Origin of the sequence: Paenibacillus vini, from assembly GCF_018403325.1 — a bacterium.
In the GTDB taxonomy this organism is placed as follows: domain Bacteria; phylum Bacillota; class Bacilli; order Paenibacillales; family Paenibacillaceae; genus Fontibacillus; species Fontibacillus vini.
Genome location: NZ_BOSL01000005.1, coordinates 247,584 through 270,264, shown reverse-complemented (window position 1 = coordinate 270,264; position 22,681 = coordinate 247,584). Strand labels below are relative to the sequence as shown.

Annotated in this window: 18 protein-coding genes and 1 pseudogene; 6 read left to right on the top strand and 13 right to left on the bottom strand. The window is 50.7% G+C overall.

Annotated features, from left to right (window positions below; genetic code table 11):
- Positions 1 to 88 precede the first annotated feature (88 nt).
- The 11 genes and pseudogenes from KJS57_RS10305 to KJS57_RS10255 all read right to left on the bottom strand — a co-directional run bounded on the left by KJS57_RS10305 (position 89) and on the right by KJS57_RS10255 (position 14,005).
- The gene (locus KJS57_RS10305) at positions 89 to 2,701 is read right to left on the bottom strand and encodes a family 16 glycosylhydrolase (RefSeq protein WP_213654705.1); all 2,613 of its coding nucleotides are present in this window, start codon (positions 2,699 to 2,701) and stop codon (positions 89 to 91) included.
- A 150-nt stretch (positions 2,702 to 2,851) separates the two neighbouring features.
- Positions 2,852 to 3,976, bottom strand: coding sequence for a glycoside hydrolase family 88 protein (locus KJS57_RS10300; protein ID WP_213654757.1), 1,125 nt, complete (start codon positions 3,974 to 3,976; stop codon positions 2,852 to 2,854).
- A complete protein-coding gene (locus KJS57_RS10295; RefSeq protein WP_213654704.1) occupies positions 3,976 to 5,871 on the bottom strand; it encodes a DUF2264 domain-containing protein in 1,896 nt (631 codons plus the stop codon). The genes KJS57_RS10300 and KJS57_RS10295 overlap by 1 nt, the downstream gene beginning before the upstream one ends.
- A gap of 84 nt (positions 5,872 to 5,955) precedes the next feature.
- Positions 5,956 to 7,713, bottom strand: coding sequence for a glycoside hydrolase family 35 protein (locus tag KJS57_RS10290; RefSeq protein WP_213654703.1), 1,758 nt, complete (start codon positions 7,711 to 7,713; stop codon positions 5,956 to 5,958).
- A 41-nt stretch (positions 7,714 to 7,754) separates the two neighbouring features.
- Positions 7,755 to 9,028 (bottom strand): annotated as a pseudogene (locus KJS57_RS10285) (Gfo/Idh/MocA family protein).
- A 51-nt stretch (positions 9,029 to 9,079) separates the two neighbouring features.
- Positions 9,080 to 9,970, bottom strand: a complete 891-nt coding sequence (locus KJS57_RS10280) for a carbohydrate ABC transporter permease (protein WP_213654702.1) — start codon at positions 9,968 to 9,970, stop codon at positions 9,080 to 9,082.
- A 12-nt stretch (positions 9,971 to 9,982) separates the two neighbouring features.
- The gene (locus KJS57_RS10275; protein ID WP_213654701.1) at positions 9,983 to 10,873 is read right to left on the bottom strand and encodes an ABC transporter permease; all 891 of its coding nucleotides are present in this window, start codon (positions 10,871 to 10,873) and stop codon (positions 9,983 to 9,985) included.
- A gap of 87 nt (positions 10,874 to 10,960) precedes the next feature.
- Positions 10,961 to 12,052, bottom strand: a complete 1,092-nt coding sequence (locus KJS57_RS10270; protein WP_373316813.1) for a type 2 periplasmic-binding domain-containing protein — start codon at positions 12,050 to 12,052, stop codon at positions 10,961 to 10,963.
- Positions 12,053 to 12,147: 95 nt separating this feature from the next.
- Positions 12,148 to 12,348: a metallophosphoesterase family protein gene (locus KJS57_RS10265; RefSeq protein WP_211022859.1), complete on the bottom strand. Its 201-nt coding sequence runs from the start codon at positions 12,346 to 12,348 to the stop codon at positions 12,148 to 12,150.
- A gap of 47 nt (positions 12,349 to 12,395) precedes the next feature.
- Entirely contained in the window at positions 12,396 to 13,214 is an 819-nt protein-coding gene (locus tag KJS57_RS10260) for an MBL fold metallo-hydrolase (protein WP_211022860.1), read from the bottom strand.
- On the bottom strand, positions 13,211 to 14,005 hold the full coding sequence (locus KJS57_RS10255; protein ID WP_211022861.1) for a DeoR/GlpR family DNA-binding transcription regulator: 795 nt from the start codon (positions 14,003 to 14,005) through the stop codon (positions 13,211 to 13,213). The genes KJS57_RS10260 and KJS57_RS10255 overlap by 4 nt, the downstream gene beginning before the upstream one ends.
- A gap of 237 nt (positions 14,006 to 14,242) precedes the next feature.
- On the opposite strand from KJS57_RS10255, the gene KJS57_RS10250 reads away from it, so the two are divergent.
- From KJS57_RS10250 to KJS57_RS10225, 6 genes are all read left to right on the top strand, one after another.
- Complete coding sequence (locus KJS57_RS10250) at positions 14,243 to 15,196, top strand: metallophosphoesterase family protein (RefSeq protein WP_211022862.1); 954 nt, start codon at positions 14,243 to 14,245, stop codon at positions 15,194 to 15,196.
- 30 nt (positions 15,197 to 15,226) lie between these two features.
- The gene (locus tag KJS57_RS10245) at positions 15,227 to 16,084 is read left to right on the top strand and encodes a DMT family transporter (RefSeq protein WP_247681865.1); all 858 of its coding nucleotides are present in this window, start codon (positions 15,227 to 15,229) and stop codon (positions 16,082 to 16,084) included.
- Between the two features lie 166 nt (positions 16,085 to 16,250).
- Positions 16,251 to 17,669 (top strand): MFS transporter, encoded by a 1,419-nt coding sequence (locus KJS57_RS10240; protein ID WP_244861475.1) that lies wholly within the window; start codon positions 16,251 to 16,253, stop codon positions 17,667 to 17,669.
- A gap of 1 nt (position 17,670) precedes the next feature.
- Positions 17,671 to 18,501, top strand: coding sequence for a MerR family transcriptional regulator (locus KJS57_RS10235; RefSeq protein WP_211022864.1), 831 nt, complete (start codon positions 17,671 to 17,673; stop codon positions 18,499 to 18,501).
- Positions 18,502 to 18,518: 17 nt separating this feature from the next.
- Positions 18,519 to 19,997: a glycoside hydrolase family 5 protein gene (locus tag KJS57_RS10230; protein ID WP_213654700.1), complete on the top strand. Its 1,479-nt coding sequence runs from the start codon at positions 18,519 to 18,521 to the stop codon at positions 19,995 to 19,997.
- A 111-nt stretch (positions 19,998 to 20,108) separates the two neighbouring features.
- Positions 20,109 to 20,579 carry a hypothetical protein gene (locus tag KJS57_RS10225; protein ID WP_213654699.1) on the top strand — a complete coding sequence of 157 codons (471 nt, stop codon included), beginning with the start codon at positions 20,109 to 20,111 and terminating at the stop codon, positions 20,577 to 20,579.
- 109 nt (positions 20,580 to 20,688) lie between these two features.
- On the opposite strand, the gene KJS57_RS10220 is transcribed toward KJS57_RS10225, so the two are convergent.
- Positions 20,689 to 21,480: a HEAT repeat domain-containing protein gene (locus KJS57_RS10220; RefSeq protein ID WP_213654698.1), complete on the bottom strand. Its 792-nt coding sequence runs from the start codon at positions 21,478 to 21,480 to the stop codon at positions 20,689 to 20,691.
- Between the two features lie 68 nt (positions 21,481 to 21,548).
- On the bottom strand, positions 21,549 to 22,541 hold the full coding sequence (locus KJS57_RS10215) for a GNAT family N-acetyltransferase (protein WP_213654697.1): 993 nt from the start codon (positions 22,539 to 22,541) through the stop codon (positions 21,549 to 21,551).
- Between the last annotated feature and the right edge of the window lie 140 nt (positions 22,542 to 22,681).

The window sequence follows — 22,681 nt, the reverse complement described above, 5'->3', positions numbered from 1 at the left end:
TCAATGACGCCCTGAGGTCAAACCGCCGTTTGAACTAACCATCTTATCCGGATCGAATCCCCTTATCCAAAAATCACCGATCCTTCGTTTATTGAGTTACTCCATGAATATACGTTAGCGGCGGGGTATCCAATGCGCCTTGTCCCGGATTATAGGTAAAGAAATATTCGACAGTATCCCCGGCTTGCAGATTATTTACGGGATAGGTATAGTTGCCATTCCCTGCCGGAGTCATCGCTACGTTCATCTGTACGCCGTTGTTTATTTTGTAGTGCAAGTCCGCAAAGGTAGCGCCGTTTACGTAAAACAACAGGTTATCGCCCGTTTTCTTCAGTCCGCGTACCTCATCGCCGATGATGATCACGGCGGGAGCCTTCGGCACAACGGTGATGGTAGCGGAGGCTGCTTTGTTGCCGTCAACGGTGGTAGCCGTTACGGTGGCCGTGCCAGGAGCCAGCCCGGTCACCTTTCCCTGCTGATTCACGGAAGCAATACCGGCGTTGGAAACGGTCCAGTTGACCTGCTTGTTGGTAGCATTGGCCGGCGTAACAGAGGCATTTAACTGCACCTGCTGGTCAACTTCAATCTGTGCAGATGCTTGATCCAGGGTCACGCCGGTAACGGGAACATTTCCCGGATTCTCGCCGCCCGTTGAGCCCGGATTATACACGCGCACATAGTCCACCTGCATGGTTGCCGGGATATCCGATGGATCCGGAGCCAGGCCGCCGTCAAAATGTCCGCCGATCGCCAGGTTCATAATAATGTAGAAAGGCTGATCAAATGGAGCGTTCGGATTGTTCGGTGCCGCAACGGAATACCATTGATCTCTCGTAACCTTGAAGAAGAACTTACCGTCCACATACCATTTGAAGGTATCCTCTTCCCAGATCAAGGTATAGACATGGAAGTCATTTGCAAACGTCTGCCCTTGAGGGAAGTGATACTCGCCCGCAATATATCTGTTCACCGGCCATTGGCCGCCAAAATGCACCGCCCCGCTGGTCGTGCCGGGCAAGCGCCCTTTCGCTTCCATCACGTCAATCTCGCCGGAAGCCGCCCAGGCGCCATAAACCGCATCTTCGGGAAGCATCCAAAGCGCCGGCCAGACACCGTTGCCTGTAGGCAGCTTGGCTCTAAAATCCACTCTTCCGTACTGGAAGGAAAAATGATCCTTGGTATTAATTTTGCCTGAGGAATACTGTGCAACCCGCGTTGGATCCTGCGGGAACGTCTTGGGATCGTTCAGGGCTCTGATATTCAGAACACCGTCCTGCAAAAATACGTTTTGAGAGCTATTGGTATAATGCTCGAGTTCCGCATTGCCCCAACCCCAGCTGTTGGGGTCATCGTTGATATAATAACCCGTCTCATAGTTCCATTTACTAGTATCTAGCTGGGATCCGTTAAACTCATCCTGCCAGGCAAGCGTCATGCCTTCGATGGCCGGGTTGCTTGGAGTTCCGATTGGAATATCTTCATGATCCGTCTCGTCCGGGCGAGGGGCGTTCGGATTGCCTATAAAGGTATAGTAGACAAAATTGCTGCCGACATTTCCGCCGGCCTGCCCGTTCAAAGGATAGCCGATCCGTATCTGCATGTCCTCCTGGATCGGCTGGAACCAAAGCCCATAGATATAATCGGCCCAATATCCCCACTGGTTGGCAGCCGACATATTGTTGTAGCCGTTCCCGGAATAGATGAATCCGCTCTGGCCGGAATTGCTCAAATCAACCCATTGGCCGTTGATATTAATCTGGTAGACGAACTTGCCCAGCTCGGAGCCTATAGCCGCGCCTCCGTCTATTTTAGGCAGGGGGAATCCGATGGAGCCGCTTTCATTTGCCGTGTAGGTCGTTCCTTCATAAGGGGTTAAAGTGTACGAATTTCTTACCGGCTCATTAAAGGTAATCGTATAGACTACATTGGCCGAAGAAGTTTTGGATTGCAACTTTACATTAATGGACTCAGTTACCGTAAACCAGTAGCCTCCGCCGCCGTCGGTGAATTGGCCGAAGTTGCTGTCATAGATCCAGCCGCTGGCCGCATTATTGTCGATATCGATCCACGTGCTGCTGTTTACGGGTTTTACGTACACCTTCAAATCATCCGCAACGGCTGCATAAGTGATTGCCGGATCATTGTTGAAAATCGGATAAGTAAAGCCTGCACCGCCCGTAAAGCCCGCGGTAATCTGCGGCCCTTGTGTCGGCGTCATCGCGCTGATGGTCGTTTTATTCAAGTTTTGAAAAACAAGATGATAGTCCAGTGTAACGCCGCCGTTTGCCTTGGAGTACAGCTGAATCTCCGTCGTAGCGGAAAGAGTGAACCAGAAGCCGTTCACGCCGCCGTCACTCCAATGCCCCCAGTTTTGGTTATAAATATATCCGCCGGCACTATCGATATCGATCCAACTGCCATTGACCTTAACTTTTACGCCCAAATCGCCGGAGACATCTTGCCAGGTAGCCGAGCCCCCGTTAAAAACAGGCATTACAAACCCGTAGCTGGCTTGTCCGACCCCCGATTTAGAGATGACAGGCCCGTCTGCTGCCGAAAAGTAGGTCATGGATGTAATTGTGGTTCCTGCTTGCGTCGCTTCCCCGTCCGCCTGCACCTTCGCTGTCGGCAATAGACCTAAGCTAACCGTCAAGACCGCCGCCAAAACCAAACACAGCACCCTTTGCCTAAACCTTTTCATAAATACCCTCCCTCAATAAATTAGAGTATATGGTAGACACTTCCATTCTATCGAACAAAAGAATCCTATGAAAAGGTACAATAATTTTTGTTATAACCCATTTTTTTGGCTTTTAATGGAACTTGCGGCGTCGGGGCCGTGCCTTTCCGTCTACCAATATCCTTGTATCCCTTTTTCCAGCCGAACCAGCGCTTCCAGATAGAAATAGTCTCCCCAGATCATAAAGTCATCCGGCGCGCGATCCCCGCGGACATGGTAAGAACCATGCTTCAGCAGCCCTTCGGCATCCGGAAGGTCCGTCGCGGCATATTTACCGGCCAGCGATTTCATACTGCGATTCAGCACGTGTGCGAACCATTCCCGTTCCGGGTCATCTTCCTCCGTCAGTTTCAGCAGTTCCAAGAGACCGCAGGCAACGATGGCCGAAGCCGAGCTGTCCCGCGGCGTACCTTCTTCAACCGGGACATCGAAATCCCAGTACACAACAGCATCTTCGGGAAGATGTTTAATAAAATACCTTGCCATCTTTTTTGAGGTTTCCAAAAAAGCCGGATACCCCGTATAGCGGTAGGCCAGAGCGAAGCCGTAGATTCCCCAGGCCTGCCCCCGCGTCCAGGTGGACCCGTCTTGATAGCCCTGATGGGTTCCGCCGCGAAGCGCATGCCCGTTCTCCGGATTGAAGTAGAAGGTATGATAGGAGGATCCGTCCCCGCGGACCAGAAACTTCTGGCTCATCAAGGCATGCTTCATAGCGATGTCATAATATTCGGATTTTCCTGTCTGCTCGTGCGCCCAAAACAGAAGCGGAAGGTTCAGCAGACAATCGATGATCATCCGCCCTCCGTTTTCCGGGTCCCCTTCCTTGCCCCATGCCTGGATGATGCCAATCTGCGGCCGGAAGCGTCCGACCAGAAGATCGGCGGCCCGCAAGGCAAGCTCCTTAGCCTCCTCGCTTCCCGTTACCCGCCACTGGGCTACCGCGGATAAGGAATACAAGAAGCCGATGTCATGATGATCCAAGGCAACATACCGATCCAGTCGGTCCTGAAAGTTGGCCAGATAAGACTCCGCTGCTTCTCTGTACACCGGCTCTCTTTTATACTCGTAAGCCAGCCACATCATGCCGATGTAGAAGCCTTCAATCCAGTCCCAGTTGCCGTCCCATTCGTAGCTCAGACTCCCGGTGCGTTCCGTAATATGAGGAAGCTGCCCCGGATGGTTCGCGATATTCCGTTGTAATTTTTGAAGCGCATCTTCTATCGCCTGCTTCCACATCAACACTCATCTCCCTGCCGGATAAAGTTCAAAACATCCAAACGGGCAAATTCCTGTTTGGCATCCGCGCTCGTCACGATCCATCGCCCTTCCGCGTCCCGCTTGACTTGCGGAGGACAGCTTAACAGCTTCGTATTCGCCTCGGTATGGGCCGCTCCGAACACAGCAGATACGAGCCAATGCTCTCCCGGATCCAGTTGGGCAGTCAAAGTCGGAATCAATGTTCTCGGCTTAAGGAGATTTGTATTTGCCTCCGGGAAAATAATTACCGCTTCCGCGAACCCTTCCAAACCGCTGATCCCGCTGATGCCCCATGGCAGCGAGATGAAAGAATTCCCTGTAGATACGTTGACGGCCGTTTCTTCCGCTATGGAGAAATCGGCAGGTCTTCCGATGGCGAATCCGCCCTCCGCCGCATCCAACAAGCGGGCAGTCACGATCCGGTGGATACGCACATGCCAAAGACCGGCCGGTACCAGCCACGTCCGCACCTCCACGTCCTTCCAAGGAAGCCAGCGGGAGTAGACAAATGTGTCTTCAATTTGGAACTCCTCGCAAAAGCGCCGCACCCGATAATGTCCATCCCGCTCGCATAACGCCAGCGTGGAATCATGTGCCCCTTCGCCGAGTCCGAAATAGCCCTTAGGCACGCTGAATCCAAATCTCGAAGAATACGCGAATTTGGAGTATTTCGCCGCGCTGTGGGCCATTTCGAAGTTCGCCATTTGCCCGGAAGCTAAAGCGGTGACATGGCCGTCTCCTTCGGGGCGGCACAGCACCATACGGGCACAAGGCTGGGCGACCACCGGTTGTAAAGATGGCAGCGGCTCTTCTTCCGCGGACCAAAATGGATGCTCCTCCGGCAAGGCCAGGATCAGAAACGTTTTATAGGCCCAGTATGGCGAACCAGGAGCATTGTAGCTTTCGCTCATCAGCAGATTTGGATATGCGTATCCGATGCTGAGCAAGCCATCCGACATAAAAATGGGCTGTTCAAACCACCATCTAAGATGCCGCAAGATAATCCCCTTCATCACGCCCAGCGAAAAGGGTTCCACTCCGGCATACACGAGCGCCGACCAAAAGGAGGCCTGGGCAAACCGGTAAGTCAGGCTGCGCCCAAAGGGAAGACTGCTTCCGTCCTCGGCAAACCAGTATATAAAGCTTTGGGCAAACTTGCTGGCCCTTTCCCGGTATATCCGGGCCCGCTCCGGGTCGTCTTCTTTCATTAGCTGTGCATAAATCAAGGTATAGTAGTGCATCGCAAACGGAATGTAATAATCCCGTTGATCGGTAATCCCGTCCGAATACCAGCCATCGTCCAAATAGTACGTATCGATAAGCTCCAGGTATTCGTCCATAATGGCCTGATCGAAAGGCAGACCCGCCTTCTTGAATCCGACGTTGACGAGCACGGTGAACATCAGCCAGTTATTCGGGTTGGAGTGATCCACAAGATTAATCTGGTTTAACCATGTATATAAATGTTGCTTCTGCTGCTCGCTCAGCGGATCCCAGAGCTTATGAGGGGCCAAGGCCAGGCCGAGGCCAAGGATCGCCTGCTCCACCATCCTTTGGTCCTTCGTATGAAAGTCTCCCCAGTACTCCTCATGCGCCGGGTCGGTTCCATGGATGATGCCTTCCAGAAATAAAGGCCATAAATCCGATTCGCCTCCGCCGCAAGCATGGGGAACCAACCCCCAAAGCGGGCGGGCAAAGGCCTCCATTAACGCAATCGCTTCATTATGAATCGCCGCCGTATTTCCCAACTTGAGACCTGCGCGTCCGGCCGTGAAATGCGATTCCAAAGGCTTCAACGTCTCGTGTACTACCGCTTGCAAATCCGCTTTGCTGTCAAACCGCAGTCCTGAAATGGCCTTATTTTTTCGTTCCATCGTTCTCATCCTCTCCAGGCAACTAATTAAAATTAAAGCCGGATCCAGTGCCGGATCCGGCTTCTTCTTGATAACAGCTATGGACTATCCTAAATCAGGCTGATCCAGGAAAGTGACCGCCGCATCGGAAGTTCCGTGCAATTCCAAGATGATGATTTCGTTGGCGCCTTGCTTCAACAAAGGACCCGGGACATACATCGTTTTCTGCGGTCCGAGGTTCCAATAGCGCCCAAGATTATATCCATTGATGAACACGACGCCTTTGGTCCAGCCATCAAAACTCAGGAACGTATCGCACGGCTCAACCACGGTCAGAGTCCCCCGGTAGAAGCTGGGCTCCGATTGTTCGGAGAGAGCGCCGAAGTCTTCAAACTTCAACCCCGTCAAATCGGTTAACGGAAGCATATATGTCGTCCATTCCGACAGGAACTGCCGCCCGAAACGGACTCCTTCGGTAATCCCTTTATACTCTCTCATAAAAGGGCCATAATTGATGCGGCCCATATTCTCAACCAGAATGCTGACTTGCAAGCCTTCGCTCGGCACATCAAACTCCAGTTTCGTTTCCGAATCCCTGCGATCCAGCGTAGCGGCCAGTTTTCCGTTCAGGAACACCTGCGCCCGGTCGCGTAAATTCTGAATGACAAATTCATCTTTAGGACGAGGCCCCGTAATGAACGTATTATAATGAATGAATCCGTAATCTTGTCCCAGCATCTCCATCGTTTCAGGATATGCTGAATGTATCGGCGTAGAGATGGCATCCAATTGAGCCGATAGCGGAGCAAGCTCTTTCAGCTCCAGTCTGCCGTAAGCCCTTTTAGGGATCGGAGCCGGCAGCTCGCAAGGCCCAAGTTCCACATATTTTGAGATGACTTCACGAATGGCAAAATATTTCTCGGTCGGTTCCCCCGCTTCGTTCAACGGCGCATCATAGTCGTAGCTGGTGATCGTCGGCTCATAGCCGTCAACGGTGTGGGCGTTGGCCCCGTTATAGAAGCCAAAGTTCGTTCCCCCATGGAACATGTAAAAATTAACCGATCCATTTTCGCTCAGGATTTCATCCAATACATGGGCTGCGTCCCCGGCGGAACGCGTATGATGCTCATCGCTCCAGTGATCGAACCATTCATCCCAATATTCCATGCACATGACCGGCGCATCGGGCTGGTACTCCCGCAGCTTATCGAAAGCTTCTTTCGTCCGGGACCCAAAGTTTACGGTCGCCAAGGCGCCGGGAACCATTCCCCCTTGCAGCATCGAATCTTCGGCACCATCGGAGGTAAATAACAGGACATCCATTCCGCGGGAGGTCATGCTTTCTTTTAAATGATTCAAATAACGCTTGTCATTGCCGTAGCTTCCATACTCATTTTCAATTTGCATGGCAATGATCGGTCCGCCATTCGTGCATAGCAGCGGCTTTAATTTGGGAAGTAATACGTCATAATAGGCATCCACATGCTCCAGGAAAGGCGGATGATAGCAGCGTAGACGCATACCCGGATCGGCCAGCAACCAGGACGGCATACCTCCGAATTCCCATTCCGCGCAAATATAGGGTGAAGGACGAACCATCACATGCAACCCCAATTCTCCTGCCAGCTCAATAAACCGGACAATATCCGCCATACCCTCGAAACAGAATTCCCCTTTTTGGGGCTCGTGCAGATTCCATGCCACATAGGTTTCAACTGTGTTGCAGCCGCATGCCTTCAACTTTAAAAGACGATCCCGCCAGTACTCCGGCACGATTCGGAAATAATGGATCGCGCCAGAAATAATTCTCGTAGGCTGATCATTGTAATAAAATGTGGGTCCTGAGAAATGAAAAGTTGCCATGTGCCCTCCACCTCGTGAATTTTTACGATCGCTTATAAAGATTATTCGTTTTCCTTGATCAGGATGCTTTGCACAAAATCATCCATAACGATGACTTTGCCTTCCACTCTGGACTGCTCCGCCGCAAATGCCATCAAGTGACTCTGTACGGAATGATTAGCCGATGTGCGGCCCTGCAGCTTCCCGTCGGCACGAACCAATTTGACGAAGTCCTTGATCAATCCCATATCGCCTCCACCGTGGCCGACGTGACCTCCCGGATTCTCGAACGAGATTCTCTCCACCTTGCCGCTTCCAAAATGAAGCACTTCGATCTCATTTTTCTCCATCGCTCCACGAATTTCGCCTTGGGTCCCCATCAGCTTGATGGTACGGCTAACGTCCTTCGTAAATGCGCTCATCGTAAATGCTATAGTAACGGAATTAGCGAATTCCAGATTTACCACTTGGTGATCCACGACATCATTATCGCAGTGGTAAACGCATCTTCCATAAGGCCCTTCCTGCAGAGCCTTCAGGCGTGCCTCATAGCTCAGGTCATCGCTAATTGCCGATGTAGGCCAATCCGTATTTTCCGTCAAATATTGAGCAGGGGCATAATAGAGACAGGTATCGGCCACCGGACATCCGTCCGTACAACGCAGCGGCGCTCCTTCCGGTGCCTCGCTGGCTTTGAAATGAGACAATGAGCCGAAGGATGACACCCGGACGCAGTCCGAATCGGTCAGCCAGGAAAGAATGTCCAGATCATGACAAGACTTCGCAAGAATCATCGGACTGGATTCATCCTTTCTTCGCCAGTTGCCCCTTACAAAGCTGTGGGCTTGATGCCAGTATCCGACGTTCTCATTATGTTGAATGGACATTAACTGTCCAATCGCGCCATTTTCAAGGAGCTCCTTGATCGTGGAGAAGAAGTTCGTATATCTCAATACATGGCAGATCGAAAAGACCCGGTTTGCGGTCGCGGCCAATTCTCCCATCAGCACGCATTCCTTGGCATCGGGAGACATCGGTTTCTCCAACAGAACATGGTATCCCGCTGCAAGAGCCTTCATCGTCGGCTCAAAATGCTGGTTGTCCTGGGTGCAGATGAATACCGCATCCGCTACTTTAGGGGAGGCAAGGAAATCATCCCAATGGGCAAAGCACGCCTCATCCGCCAGTTTATGTCTTGCCTTAAATTGATTTCTCCGGTCCGCATTCGGCTCGGCAACGGCTACAAAATGAAGCTCATCGGGTGCTGAATTGCATATTCGGCATAGTTAATCCCCCGCAGACCTGCTCCAATTAACGCGACAGTGACTTTCTTCATCCCACTCTGCTCCTTTGTATGTGACTTTTTTGGATGGAAAACTCGGCGTTTCTATTCTTTAACACTCCCAACCGTCATCCCTTTAACAAAATACTTCTGCAAGAACGGATACACGACCATGATCGGCAGTGCACCCATAAAGATCTGCGCCGTACGAATGGTCTTCTCGCTCAGGTTCTCCATCACCTTGAGCTGTTCCACGGACATCGATGACATTTGGGCATTCAAGGACATGATCAAGGTGGAGAGATAGGTCTGGAGCGGATATTTCTCCGGCGAATTCAAATATAGAATTCCGTCAAACCAGGCGTTCCAATGTCCGACAATGGTGAACAAGCCGATCGTTGCTATCGATGGAAGGGAAACCGGCAAATAGATTTGCCAGAGCACCCGCCAGTGGCCGGCGCCATCGATAGTGGCAGCTTCGTCCAGTTCTTTCGGAATGTTTCTGAAGAAATTCAGCATCAGGACCATATTCCATACATTCAATGCGCCCGGCAGAATAAGCGCCCAGATCGAATCCATCAAACCGGTATTTTTTACAATGATATAGGTAGGAATTAAGCCTCCCCCAAAGAACATAGTAATCGCAAAGATCCATACGTACACCGTTCTGAATTTAAACTGATCATTCGATTTGGAGAGTGGAAACGCGGTAATAAAAACCAGGAACATGTTTACAAGTGAACCGAGCACTACCCGTTTTACCGAAACTCCCAAGGAGCGAAAGAACTCTACCTTCTCTCCCAAATAAGCATACGCATCCCAGGTGAATCCGACGGGCCACAGCTTGACTTCCCCGGCCATGGCCGCCGTATTCGAACTAAGCGAGATGGAGAGTAAGTGAATAAACGGGATGATACCCAGTAAACTAATACAAGTTAAGAAGATTGCGTTGAATACGACAAATAACTTTCTGCTTAAGGTTTGTTTCCGTAACACTTCTCCACCTCCTTAAAAGATGCGGTAATCGTTGAATTTGTAAGCGGCATAATAGGTTATTGATACCATGAACAAAGAGATAACCGATTTAAAGAGCCCCACGGCCGCCGCAGGTCCGAATTGTTGGCTGAACATCCCTAACCGGTAGACAAAGGTATCAATAATGTCCGCACCTTCATACACCGTCGGATTGTACATCATAAGGATTTGTTCAAAACCCGCATTGAGAATGCCGCCCAGACCCAATACAGCCAGCAAAATAATGATCGGCGATATGCCCGGAAGCGTGATATGCAGCACTTGCTTCCATTTACCAGCTCCATCCACTTCAGCCGCTTCATAGAGCGTGGAGTTGATCCCCGTAATCGCGGCCAGCATGATGATCATGTTGTAGCCCATGCCCTTCCAGACATCCGACCCGATAATAATGCCTCTGAACCAGCTGTTATCAAGCATGAACATAATAGGCTCCATACCCAAGGAAGCGATTAAGCCGTTGATCGGGCCGCTCAAAGAGAACAATTCGATGATAACGCCTCCGAGTACGGTCCAGGAAAGAAAGAAAGGTAGAAAAATAGCCGATTGAATAAAGCCCGCAAACCACTTTCTGGTAATCTCGTTAAGCAATAAAGCCAGAATGAGAGGGACGAGCAAAGATAACACCATTTTGGTAATGGCGATAACTAGCGTATTCCAAAGAACTTGTTTGAAATCCGGCAGATGAAACACATAGTTGAAGTTATCCCATCCGACAAATTCGGATTTGAAAAAACCGGATAACGGCTCGAATTGTTGAAAAGCCATCACGAGACCGGCCATAGGGCCGTATGCATAAATCAATGTAACGATAACGCCCGGTATTAGCATGATATGAAGCGGTAATTCCTTCTTCAGTGATTTCATGGATGATCCTCCTCACCAACTTGCTCCTTTAAAAATGGGAGGTGCGCCGACTGTATCGACTCACCTCACCACTTTTGGCTCTATCAATTATTTTGTAGCCTCGGTGTTATACCGTTCGTTGACCTCGTCGATAATTTGATTACCGCCGAGCGCCTTCCAGCTGTCTACGAACTTATCGAATTCATCCAGAGAACCACCCATGATGATCTTGGTGAAGGACTCCTGCATCAACTTATCCAACTGGCCGCCTTTTTCAACGATAGTTGGTGTAGGCAGACCGTAGAACTCGTTATATACGAATTGATCACTTTCCTTGATTTGTTTAGTCAAGCCCCAGCCGCCGTCTTTAGCAGCCCGGCTATAATACAGTCCCCAGTTGATGCCTTTGGTTGCATTCGTTGTGTCGCCTGCCATGTAGTCTTTAGTCGCTTTGAAAGTATCGGCAACGGTCTTATAGTTAGCATCGTTGATCGTGATCTCTTCCTGATTTGCTTCGAGCGCCTTGTTCACTTCCGTGTAAATCGTATCAATATCGGCCGGATTGGCAATTCTCGGGTTGAACCAATTGTATACATAGCCATCTGCCGCTTTGTTCTTATCCTTGTATTCCTTCTTGCCGACCTCGATGTAGAAATTCAGCATCTTAATCGCCGCTTCCGGGTTCTTCGCTTTCTTGTTTACGACGAAGATTTTGTTGCTGCGGATTTTCGGAACGAGCGATTTCGCCGGTCCATCCACCCCTGGAAGCTGGAGCGCGATCCAATCGGCTTTCGGGTCCTTGTCGACGCTGGAGTTCAGCGGCCAGTTCGGATACCACCATTCGCCATAAGAAATCCCTACTTTGCCTGCGATCAGATCCTCGACCGCTTTATTCTCGTCTTTCAGCGCAAACTCTTTGTCGAGAATTCCGTCTTTATACCATTGCTGAAGCTTCCCGAGCGCCGTCTTCACTTCCGGCTGAATGAGCCCTGGGATCAGTTTGTCGTCGCTGCCTTTAATCCAGGCGGATTGGTTGTCACCTACAGAAGGGTAGGCGCCGAATCCGTTGAAGAAGCCTCTAAGATCAAAACCCCAGAAGAACAGGTTCTTTTGCAGGGCGATTCCGTAAGTATCATTCTTGCCGTTTTGATCCGGGTCGTTGTGCGTAAAGGCTTGAGCGACTTTCTCAAGCTCATCCATGGTCTTCGGTGCATCCAATCCCAGATTCTTCAGCCAATCCTGACGAACCCACAAAATCTGAGTGGAAAGGAACGGATCTTCGAAGGCAGGAATGCCTAACTGCTTGCCGTCAAATCGCCGTCAAACACGACAAGGTCCGGCTGTTCCAGCGAAATAATCCGCTCCATCGTCTCCTTAGTCACAGCATCGAGCAGCGGCGTCTCCGGGTCCTGATCCTCTTCATCGATAAATTCCATATCCGAAAACTGCACAATGACAAACGTTCCATCCTCACGAAATTTCAGCTTTTTCTCCATGATGCATTCGCCTCTTTACCACAGATTTCTTCCAAATCCCCGCCGGGTCACAGGTCCACGATCAGGCTGTCATAAGCTACCTTAATACCGTGTGGCTCGAAAACGCTTTCGAAATCCTCATGCAGAAAACCGGAATTATGCGTAATATGAGTTACATAAACAAGGGAGTTGCTCTGAAGTATACTTTGTTCCCGCAATACGCGCTGAACCTCCAGGACGGTCTCGATCCCCATATGGTTTGGATTCCGGTCATTCTTCGTGTAGCTGTGCGTACAATCCAGGATCGCCATATCGATGTCCTTGCCTTCAAGCCATTTCCAGGTATCGTCAGGCAGCCACCCGGTATCATGACCGTAAAACAGCGTCTTGCCCCCTTTTTCAATAAAGAACAGCAGACAAGTTTCCATAGGGTCATGGTTTGCAAGCAAAGGAGTAACCCGCATATCGCCCAATGTGATGCTCTCGAACGGGCGCAAAAGGTGAAAAGCCAATCTGTCTCCTGCGGCCGGCCCCAGCGTAATCAAGCTCTGGTTAATGGCCGCATCATTGCCGTAAATATGTAAAGGATGATCAATGCCGAGCGCATATCCCTCAGTCCGGTTGTAAAGTTCCCAAGGCTGAAAATGATCATAATGCGTATGCGTGAACAAAAGATGCTCGATTGCCGCCATATCGATCTGGTCGCGAAGCGCCTGCATGTGGGAATCCGCGGAATAATCCACCTTGGTCACGCCGTCGATTAGTATGGAGCTTCTCGTTCGAATATTTTTCCCTCCGGCCGATCTCGCCTTGCGGCAGGTTTCACAACGGCAGAAAGGGTTGGGGAATCCTTCCGCGGCCGCCGTTCCAAGAAAATGGATCTTCATTGGTTCTTCCTCCTCTTGGGACTTTTCCCCGTTAAGACTTCCACGTCCAGGCGCTGCAGCGTATCCAGCCATTCCTGCGGACAAGACGCGTCCGTAATGATCATCGAAATGTCCTCGATGGAACATATTTTCGCAAATGTGGTAACGCCAAACTTGGAATGGTCTGCGACTAAAATAGCTTCTTCCGCTCGCTGCATCATTTTTCTGGATACCCCGGCTTCCTCCGGATGAAAATCAGTGATCCCGTCGGACATCGATATCCCTCCCGCCGAAATAAAGGCCTTGTTCACTTTGAACTGATCCAGCAACTCATATACCATTGGCCCCGTGGCTGCCTGAAACTTTGCATTGACTTCTCCACCGGTAAAGATAATCTTGCCCTTAAATTCTTTTAACGCCAAATTGAGAATCGGGACGGAATTCGTGATCACCGTAACATCGGAACGATCCTTCAACTGTTTCATGATTTCAATCGTGGTTGTCCCGTTATCCAGAAGAATCGTCTCCCCGTCATGAATCAGCGACGCCGCGAGCTTGCCGATCATCTGTTTTTCCCCGGAGTGCATACGAGAACGCTTTATAAAAGCGGGCTCGGTTTGTTCGGAACGGGCCAGCACGGCGCCTCCGTATACTTTGCGCAGCTTCCCTTCCTTTTCGAGCCTGTCCAGGTCCCTGCGAATCGTCTCTGTAGATACATTGAACGACACGGCCAACGCGTGTACTTGAACCTTTCCTTCCGTGCCCAGTTGGGCAAGGATCGTCTCCCTGCGTTCTTCATGAGATAAAGACATTTCAAACCCTCCGAGCCCTAAAAAGAAATGTGTTATTCGTGTGTTTTTATGTGGTTTTATATATTTAAGGCCAGTGTATATTTTGGAAGTTCTCTTGTCAACCAAATTAATTTTACCGGCGCTGCTTGTCCTCAACACCTCTATTGACGGAATGAAGAGCCAGAGATACAATCACTTAAAACAACACAAAACAACACGAAAACACAACTCAACATGATCTTGAAAGGGGATACGAAGATGAGCCGAAGCTTGGCATTTCGGGAGGATGGGACCTTTACCATCGTTCAGTTTACGGACCTGCACTGGAAAGACGGGCAAGAAGAGGATCAGCGCACCAGGGCACTGATGGAACAAGTACTGGATACGGAGCGGCCGGATCTTGCCGTGTTTACAGGAGATGTCATTTATACCGGAGAGGTCGCCCCCGGAGAGCCGGAGTGTGAGTCTCCGGAGCAAGCCTTCCGCGAAGCCGTCGCGAGTGTAGAAGAACGCGGAATCCCCTGGGCTTTCGTCTTCGGCAATCACGACACGGAACAGCGGATTACGCGCGAAGAATTGATGCAGGTTGTTCTGCAGCATCGGCATACGGTGAGCGAGTCGGGTCCCAACCATCTGCAGGGAAGCAACTATGCCCTTCAGGTCGCCGACCGGGAAGGAAATTCGGCCGTCAATCTTTATTTTCTCGATTCCGGCAGCTACTCGACCAACCCTAATGTTGGAGGGTATGACTGGATAAGACGTGAACAAATACACTGGCTCGCCGCCGAATCGGACCGCCTCAATGACGGTAAAGACGGGAGCAAGCTGCCTGCGCTTGCCTTTTTCCATATTCCGCTTCCCGAATACAAGGAAGTTTGGGATACCCGAATCTGCTATGGACATAAACAGGAGCAGGTGTGCAGTCCTGTCCTCAATTCCGGCATGTTTGCGGCATTGCTGGAAATGGGTGATGTCATCGGAACGTTTTGCGGACACGACCATATCAACGACTATATGGGGAATCTGTACGGTATCTCGCTCTGTTACGGACGGGCTAGCGGCCATAATACCTACGGCAAGGAAGGCTTTCCCCGCGGCGCCCGCTTGATCAGGCTCACGGAAGGCCGGCCCGGCTTCGAAACCTGGCTTCGCCTCGAGGACGGAACGCCTATTATGGAACAACCTGCCCATCACCCGGAGAACGGTCAATAAACAATCCTTCACGAATGGAATGAAAACATAATGCTAATTCCCATAATGCTTGTCCTCGCTTCCGGCATGGCCCATGCCGTCTGGAATCTGTTCACCAAAAAAAGCCGGAACAAAAGCGTCTTCCTTTGGTCAATCATGATGCTCCCCACCCTATTGCTCCTGCCTTCTTTGATTCAGGAACTGGGGCTTCAATCCTTGTCACCCGAAGCTTACGCCCTATTGGCTCTATCCGCGGTCCTGCAAGCTCTATACTCTTGGATGCTGTCCAAGACTTATGAGCTTGGCGACCTTTCGCAAATCTATCCGATCATGCGCGGTACCAGCACTTTGCTGGTGCCGCTGGTCGGAGTCATTTTCCTGAAAGAATCGCTGTCCGGAGCCGGCTGGCTCGGAATCGGTCTTATGCTTGCCGGATTCTTTGTCCTGACAGGGATGGGAACCCGGAAATCGAAGGTATCGGTCCGGATGCAAGAGATGAAGCCGCTGCTGATGGCTCTCGGAATCGGCGCTTGCATCACCTGCTATGTATTCGTCGACAAGTTGAATTTGCAGCAGATCTCGCCTTTGGCCCTCCTCGAGATCACCAATATCGGCTTCGTAGCGGGTCTTACTCCGCAGGTCCTGCTCTCCGGCGAGCTTCGCGCGGAGTGGAAGGTCAACTGGCGGACGATGCTCCTCGGTGCCGTGCTCAACCCCGGCTCTTATTTACTATTTCTATTCGCCATGCAGCAAGCGCCCATGGCCCATATCGGCCCTTTACGGGAAACCGGGACCATCTTCGCCACATTGTTAGGGGTGCTCTTGCTTAAAGAAAAGCAGGGAACGCAGCGAATTCTAGGCTCCGTGGTCATTGCCTCCGGAATATTACTGGTGGGAATGTGGGGCTGATTCCCGGACTTCCGTTTTGCATTAATTTTTCTTTCTTTATTTTGAAATTCCCTCTTTAAACTGGAGTTACTCCATGGTTTACAATGAATACGGAGGCTGATCGACAGCCCTCTTGTGTTCATTTGCAAGCGGTTCCAATACTGCTGAATCAGAAGGAGGAAGGCCAGTGCGATTCGTGAAAAAAGCAGCTCGCTCCGTTCGAAATGCTTTTCGGTTTACCACTTCCGGTCTGACCTTGGGAGAGAAATGGCGTCTCGCGCTGCCGGGGCCGATCCTGTCGGTCGGGGGAGTTCTCATTCATAACGTGTTCATCAAGTATTACACGGATATGATTGGCCTTAGCCCAAAATATGTTGCCTGGGTGTACGTGATCTATAACATCTGGAATGCGATCAACGATCCGATGATCGGCGTCTGGATCGACAAGCTGAGGCATCGTCCGAATCGCGGCAAATACGTCTATATCATGAGGGTAACCGTGCCTTTCATGATTATATCCTCCTTCCTCATGATGCTGTCCAGTCCCTCTTGGGACCAGTGGCTGATTTTCCTTCTTTATACGGCGGAGTTGTTTATTTATGATACCGCCGCAACCGCCTACGGTATCGCCTATCAATCTTATATGTTGATCGCCGCCCCCACCAAGGAAGAACGCATCGATGTCGGGATTGTTCAGAACTACATCTCCCAAGCGATGTCCTTTCTCATCACCTTGATCCCGACCTTGCTTCTCGTCGGAGACGGGAAGCGCGAGGTGATTATCCCCGTCTTCTCTGCAGTCATTCTGGTGGAGACGGTGTTCTTCACCCTGGCGCTCCGGGGACTGAAGGACGATGCGAAGATGTACGAGTCGCTGGAAGGTCAGCAATTCGCGATGAATGAGCTATGGAGCCAGTCTTGGGAGATCATCAAATCCCGCCAGTTCATTACGTTTGTTCTGTATTCCATCATCACCGCCGGCCCGATCGGGTTTTATTTCACCCCCTACCTGTACTATATGGACGGTGTAGTCAATGCGGGCGGAGCCGTTACGACGACGATCGACGTCGGCACGCATGTCATTGCACTCATGTTCTTGCCGGTGATGGGATACATCATAAAGAAATACGGCACAAAAACAAGCGTCTACTGGGGAACCGTTCCCGCTATACTCGGCTACGGAGGGATTTTCTTCGCGAGCAACATATGGGCGGTCGCCGCTTCCTACGTTTTGGTCGTTATTACCGTTAATTACATTCGCACCGCGGTCTCGCCGGTGGGAGCGCTGATCATCGACGAGAACGAGCGCACGAGCGGAGTACGCAAGACCGGTTTGTTCAACGGTCTGTTCGCGATCTTCACTGTCGCCTTCTCCAGCCTCCAAACCGTCATCTTCATGAGCGTCATCGGAGCATTCGGTTACGACGGGCTTGCAACATCCCAGTCCGAAACAGCTGTACTCGGCATTCGCATCGCCACAAGCCTGATCCCGCTAGCTTCTATACTGCTCGGTCTTATCCCCATGGCATTCTATCCTTTCGACAAGAAAAAAGAAGAAGAAATATCGGCATTCAGTAACCAGGCCAGAAGAGGAGGCTTGACTTAATGTGAATGAACCCCCACTGAAACTGAAATTTACAATCGGCGAAGCCTCCAAGATTCTTGATATCCCGGTCGACACTCTGCGCTATTACGACAAGATCGGACTGCTGCTTCCACGCAATCGGGATACCAACAAGTATCGCTATTATGATCTTGAGCAGTTCGACCTGCTCATCACGATCCGCATGCTGAGAGCGATGGACATATCAATCGAGCAGATTACGACCCTCCTGGCGGCCGATAGTCTGATCAACATTCGCGAGCTCATTTCCGGCAAACAAAAGGAGATCGACCGGCAGATCGACTATCTGAAGCATCTATCCAACAAGCTGAGGGTGCTGGGGCAACAGTTCGATCAGTTTAAGAACGAGGAAACGATTGAGCTTGTACAAACGCCCTCTTACTGGGTGCTGCTTACCGATTCGATCATGGAAAGCGGCGACCCCAAACTCGGAAGCAAGGTGCAGCAGCAAATGCGCAACGTCAACTGCCATCAGGAATGGCTGCCGTTCTGCCATATCATCTCCATCGTGTCGGCGGATAACTTGATCGCTGGTAATTATCACACTTACTTGAACAACGGGATCCTGTCAACCTTCCCGATGGAAGGTGATTCAGGCATATTCCGGAAGTTAGAGCCTCAATATTGCGCCAGAAAATATTTGGTCATCCACCGCGACGGATACGACGAGATGGATGACCATTACGAGAAAATGAAGGCGTTCATTTCCAAGCGAGGGCTGAAAATCGCCGGGAATTCCCTTGAAATCAATCTTTTTAACCAGTACGACAAGCACTATATCGAGATCAACATTCCAGTGGAAGAACAAGATTAGAAAGGAAGCTGATGACGATGAAAAAACTTACGACGGACGGCATGCGCTTGATTAACGAAGACGGGGCACATGTCATACTAAGCGGCATCAATCTCGTTTGCAAGGAGAAGAAGAAAGGGTACGTCGAGCCTTGCGAAGAGGACCTGTTCGCCTGGTTCCGGGAACAGGGGATGAACGTTATTCGCCTGGGGCTCATCTGGGATGGCGTGGAGCCGCAGCCGGGTGTCTATGATGACGTCTATCTTGGCCGGATCAAGCAGCAAGCCAAATGGGCGGAGAGTCACGGTCTTTATGTTTTTCTGGATATGCACCAGGATTTATACAGCTCTCTCTATGGTGACGGCGCGCCTGATTGGGCAACGCTCGCCGACGATCTCCCCCACGTTACCGGCCAAATGTGGAGTGATGCTTATCTGGAAAGCCCCGCGGTCAACCGCGCCTTGGATCATTTTTGGCGTAATACACCGGCTGCAGGCGGCATCGGATTGCAGGATCATTACGCAGCCATGTGGAAGCATGTTGCGGCTTACTTCGCCGATTGCCCGAATCTGATCGGATACGACATGATGAATGAGCCATATCCCGGAACGAGCGGCCAGGAAGTATTCGGCGCAATCATTGCCGCCTATGCCCATCAAGTATTGGGGATGACAGACTTCAACATGGAAGAGCTTTCCGCGCTTTGGTTCGACGATGAGAAGAAGCAGGAAGTACTTGCCGGCATGGCAAATATGGAGACGTACCGTGTGCTGGTCGAGCATGCCAAAGAAGCCTCGCAAAGTTTTGAGAAGGAAGTACTGGCCCCTTTCTTTAACAAAACAGCGGCTGCGATCCGTTCGATCGACCCCGAAAGGTTCCTGATGCTGGAAACCTCTTATTTTTCAAACATGGCTGTGGAGTCGGGGTTACAGCTTATCCGAAATGATACCGGAGAGACCGATTCCTCACAGGTATTCGTACCTCATGGCTACGATTTGGTGGTGGATACGGAGCATTACGAGATTTACAACCAGGAACGTGTAGATTTGATCTTTGCCACCCACCGCAAGGTGCAGGAGAGACTTCAAATCCCTGTCCTGATCGGGGAATGGGGAGCGTTTACGCATCATCCTGCGACACTCGATCTTACCAAGGCGCTTGTTGCGATCTTCGAGCGTTATTTATGGAGCAATACGTATTGGTGTTATGTCGACAATATTAAGGAGACGCCATATGCTAAAGCATTGAACCGTGCCTATCCGCAAACGACGAGTGGCGTGCTGAAAGGATACCGCTTCGATTACGAGCGCGGTGTTATCAGCGTCAAATACATTCCATCCGGCGGCGAGACGCTGATCTATCACCCTCATGCTGCGCGCCTGTCTGCAGATGATATCGTGATTAACGGCGCGAGCGATTATAAAGTCGAGATTCGCGAGTATCCCGGATCGGAGGCCGGCGTTATAGCGGTTGTTGTACCGCAAAGCAGCAAGACGATTACGATTACGGCGGGATAGTCCGCCTTATAAAACCATCTACGGCAATTGGTTGATCATCTTGTAAATTATTGGTTATATAATGAATATGAAGTATATAACAATAATTCCAGGATAAGTCGAGGTGTGTGCATGAGTAATAAGAAATGGAGAGCCGTTAAACTGATCGTTTTGGCAACCGTATTGACCCTTGCGCTGGGAGCTTGCTCCAGCAAGGATTCCGCTAATTCGGCACCGGATAACCGAAACGCCGTAACCGCCGGGGCTGAAGGAACGGACAGCTCAGGTCAGAGACCGGAGCATTTGCCGAAGGATTTTCCGCTGCCCGAGGATGCTGTAATTACCACTTCCCATTCTGAGCAAAACGACGGCAAAAAGTCGGTTCTTCTGATTTTTACGTCTCAAGAAAAGCTCGATAAGCTGGCCGACATGTATAAAGATTACTTCCGGGAACAAGGGATCAAGGATGCGGCTGAAACGATCGACGAGAAAAATTTGATTATTCAGGGCGATACCGCTGACGAGAGCTGGTCGCTCATCGGCGGCGCCTTGTCTGCGCAGGAAGGCACGAACGAACTGACGCTGACTTGGTCCGAACTATAATAAGTACAGCAAAACAGGCCGAGGGCATGATTGATTCATGCGCTTCGGCCTGTTTATTTATCCGCTTGGACATCAAAATTGCGTACAGTGTTTCATCAAAAACTGTCTTTCAGTTCTCTTGCAGAAGCAAGCGAACCTCCGCCACCTCTATAGAATATTTCTTGCTGAGGCGCGCTTTACCAAGATTGGCACTCAATATGCGATCCATTTGCTTGTCATTCATGGCGGCTACCCTTCGCATGACAGCGAATCCTTCCTCAGGCTCCTTCTCAACCAGCACACTTAGGGTATATTCAAGTCCCTTGTTCAGTACCCTCGCTTCTTCTTTTTCGGAAATCGGCAACCCCATGGCCCAATCCTGTAAAATCCGTTCAGCCAAACGCAGCCCAAACCGTGCATGTTCTTGGATTCCCAGCAGCGGGGGATGAGCCAGCGCTGCCACAAAGGCACGACGCTCAAGGGCATTCGCTTGTTCCAACCAGTCCTCGAACCATTGTTCCAATAGGCCAAAATCCTGCTCCCCGATCCGTTGTAAGGCAATGGCTACCGCTTCGCGCACTCTCCAGCGGGGATCGCTCATCGCTTCTTTCAGCACGAGCAGTGCTTCCTTCTTCCGTTCTGCCGCGAGGGCAGTATAGCAGGCCCCAATCGCTTGAATGGCACAGAAGGGCAGAAATTCTCCAGGGTCATTGGCCGGAGCTTCCACCTCCGACCGACGGCTCCATTCCAGCAAGAGCTTCCAGGCCGATTCATCTGGCATCCGCCCCATGACTTCCTCTGCAAATTGTTCCGCCAGCTTCAGATTTGCCCTTGGGCCCGGAAGCCCGGAGTTATTTTTCAGGAATGCCTCTAAAGCTTCAAAGCCCGTATGACCATCACTCCAATATCGCCATGTTTCCATTTGCGAATTCACCTCTTTCGCTAATATAGAACAAGTTCAATTATTCCTCAGCGGAAATAGCTAGACGGTCAAATTCTGTTACCCGCCGCTTCATAATAATCCATGGTCGAGGTTTCCTGAAAGCCGCAGGACTTGTAAAGCTGGAGAGCCTTCGCATTTTCGGCGGCTACCTGGAGAAATATTTCCTTCATATCAGCTTCCTGCAGCTTCTCGATGGCCTGCTGCAAAATAGCTCGTCCAAAGCCTTGTCCGCGATGCTCCGGCAGTACGCCCAACCCGAAGATCCCCCCTGCCTCCGCAGTCATTTGCAAATGAAACTTTCCGATACTTTGCCCGTTTAGTTCCGCAAGGTAGATGCGCATCCCTCGCTGCTCTTCCGTTTCCGGCAGGGACAAGCCGTCATTGTCATTGTCTACACTCTCATGCTCCGAAGTTATCTCCGAGTCCGAGTCCTTTGAAGCATCCTCCGCATCATAAGTCTCATCGTCAAAATAAATGGCGTTCTGTCTCGCGATCTCGCGTCCATCTGCATTGGTCGCCTTGCGAAAGGAGAGTCCGCCGCTCAGCAATTCATTTTGCGGCTTCTGATGATTCTGACGCAAATACATTTCATATTCCGAATGTCTGTAAACCGCATCGATTTTCGCTATGTATTTCTGCCCGGACACCGAGGCTCTGTCACATAACAGAAGCATGCCTCCGGAATTTCTTCGCTTCCATTCAGCTACTGCCATTTCATACAGCCGGGTAAAAATCCCCTGCCGCCGGTATGCGGGATGCACCATTCCCGTAACCTCGAGCGGTGAGCCCGTCCCTCCGAAATGGCTTATTCCCAAGTATCCGACCAATTGTTGCTCGTCGAAATACATGAATTCATTGATATGCTGAAGGCCTGCACCATCACCGGTTTCCTGAGACGCCTCCAGTTTATAATCGAGCTCGAGCTTTAGCGTAATTCGATCCTCACGGACGCATTGCTCCTGCAGACGGTTAATCAGGGTGTAATCCTCCAGGTCAATGCCTGCCTTGAGTTTAAGCCAGGGAGCGCTTATTTTCCCCATACAACTACCTCTCTTCTGTTTCATGCCTTGATCACATTATAACTCCGATCATCTCTTCTTCCTTAAGAAAACTTAACTATAGTTGAAATCTGCTTCCTGGTTCACAAAAAACCAGCCTGACCGGATAAATCCGGATCAGA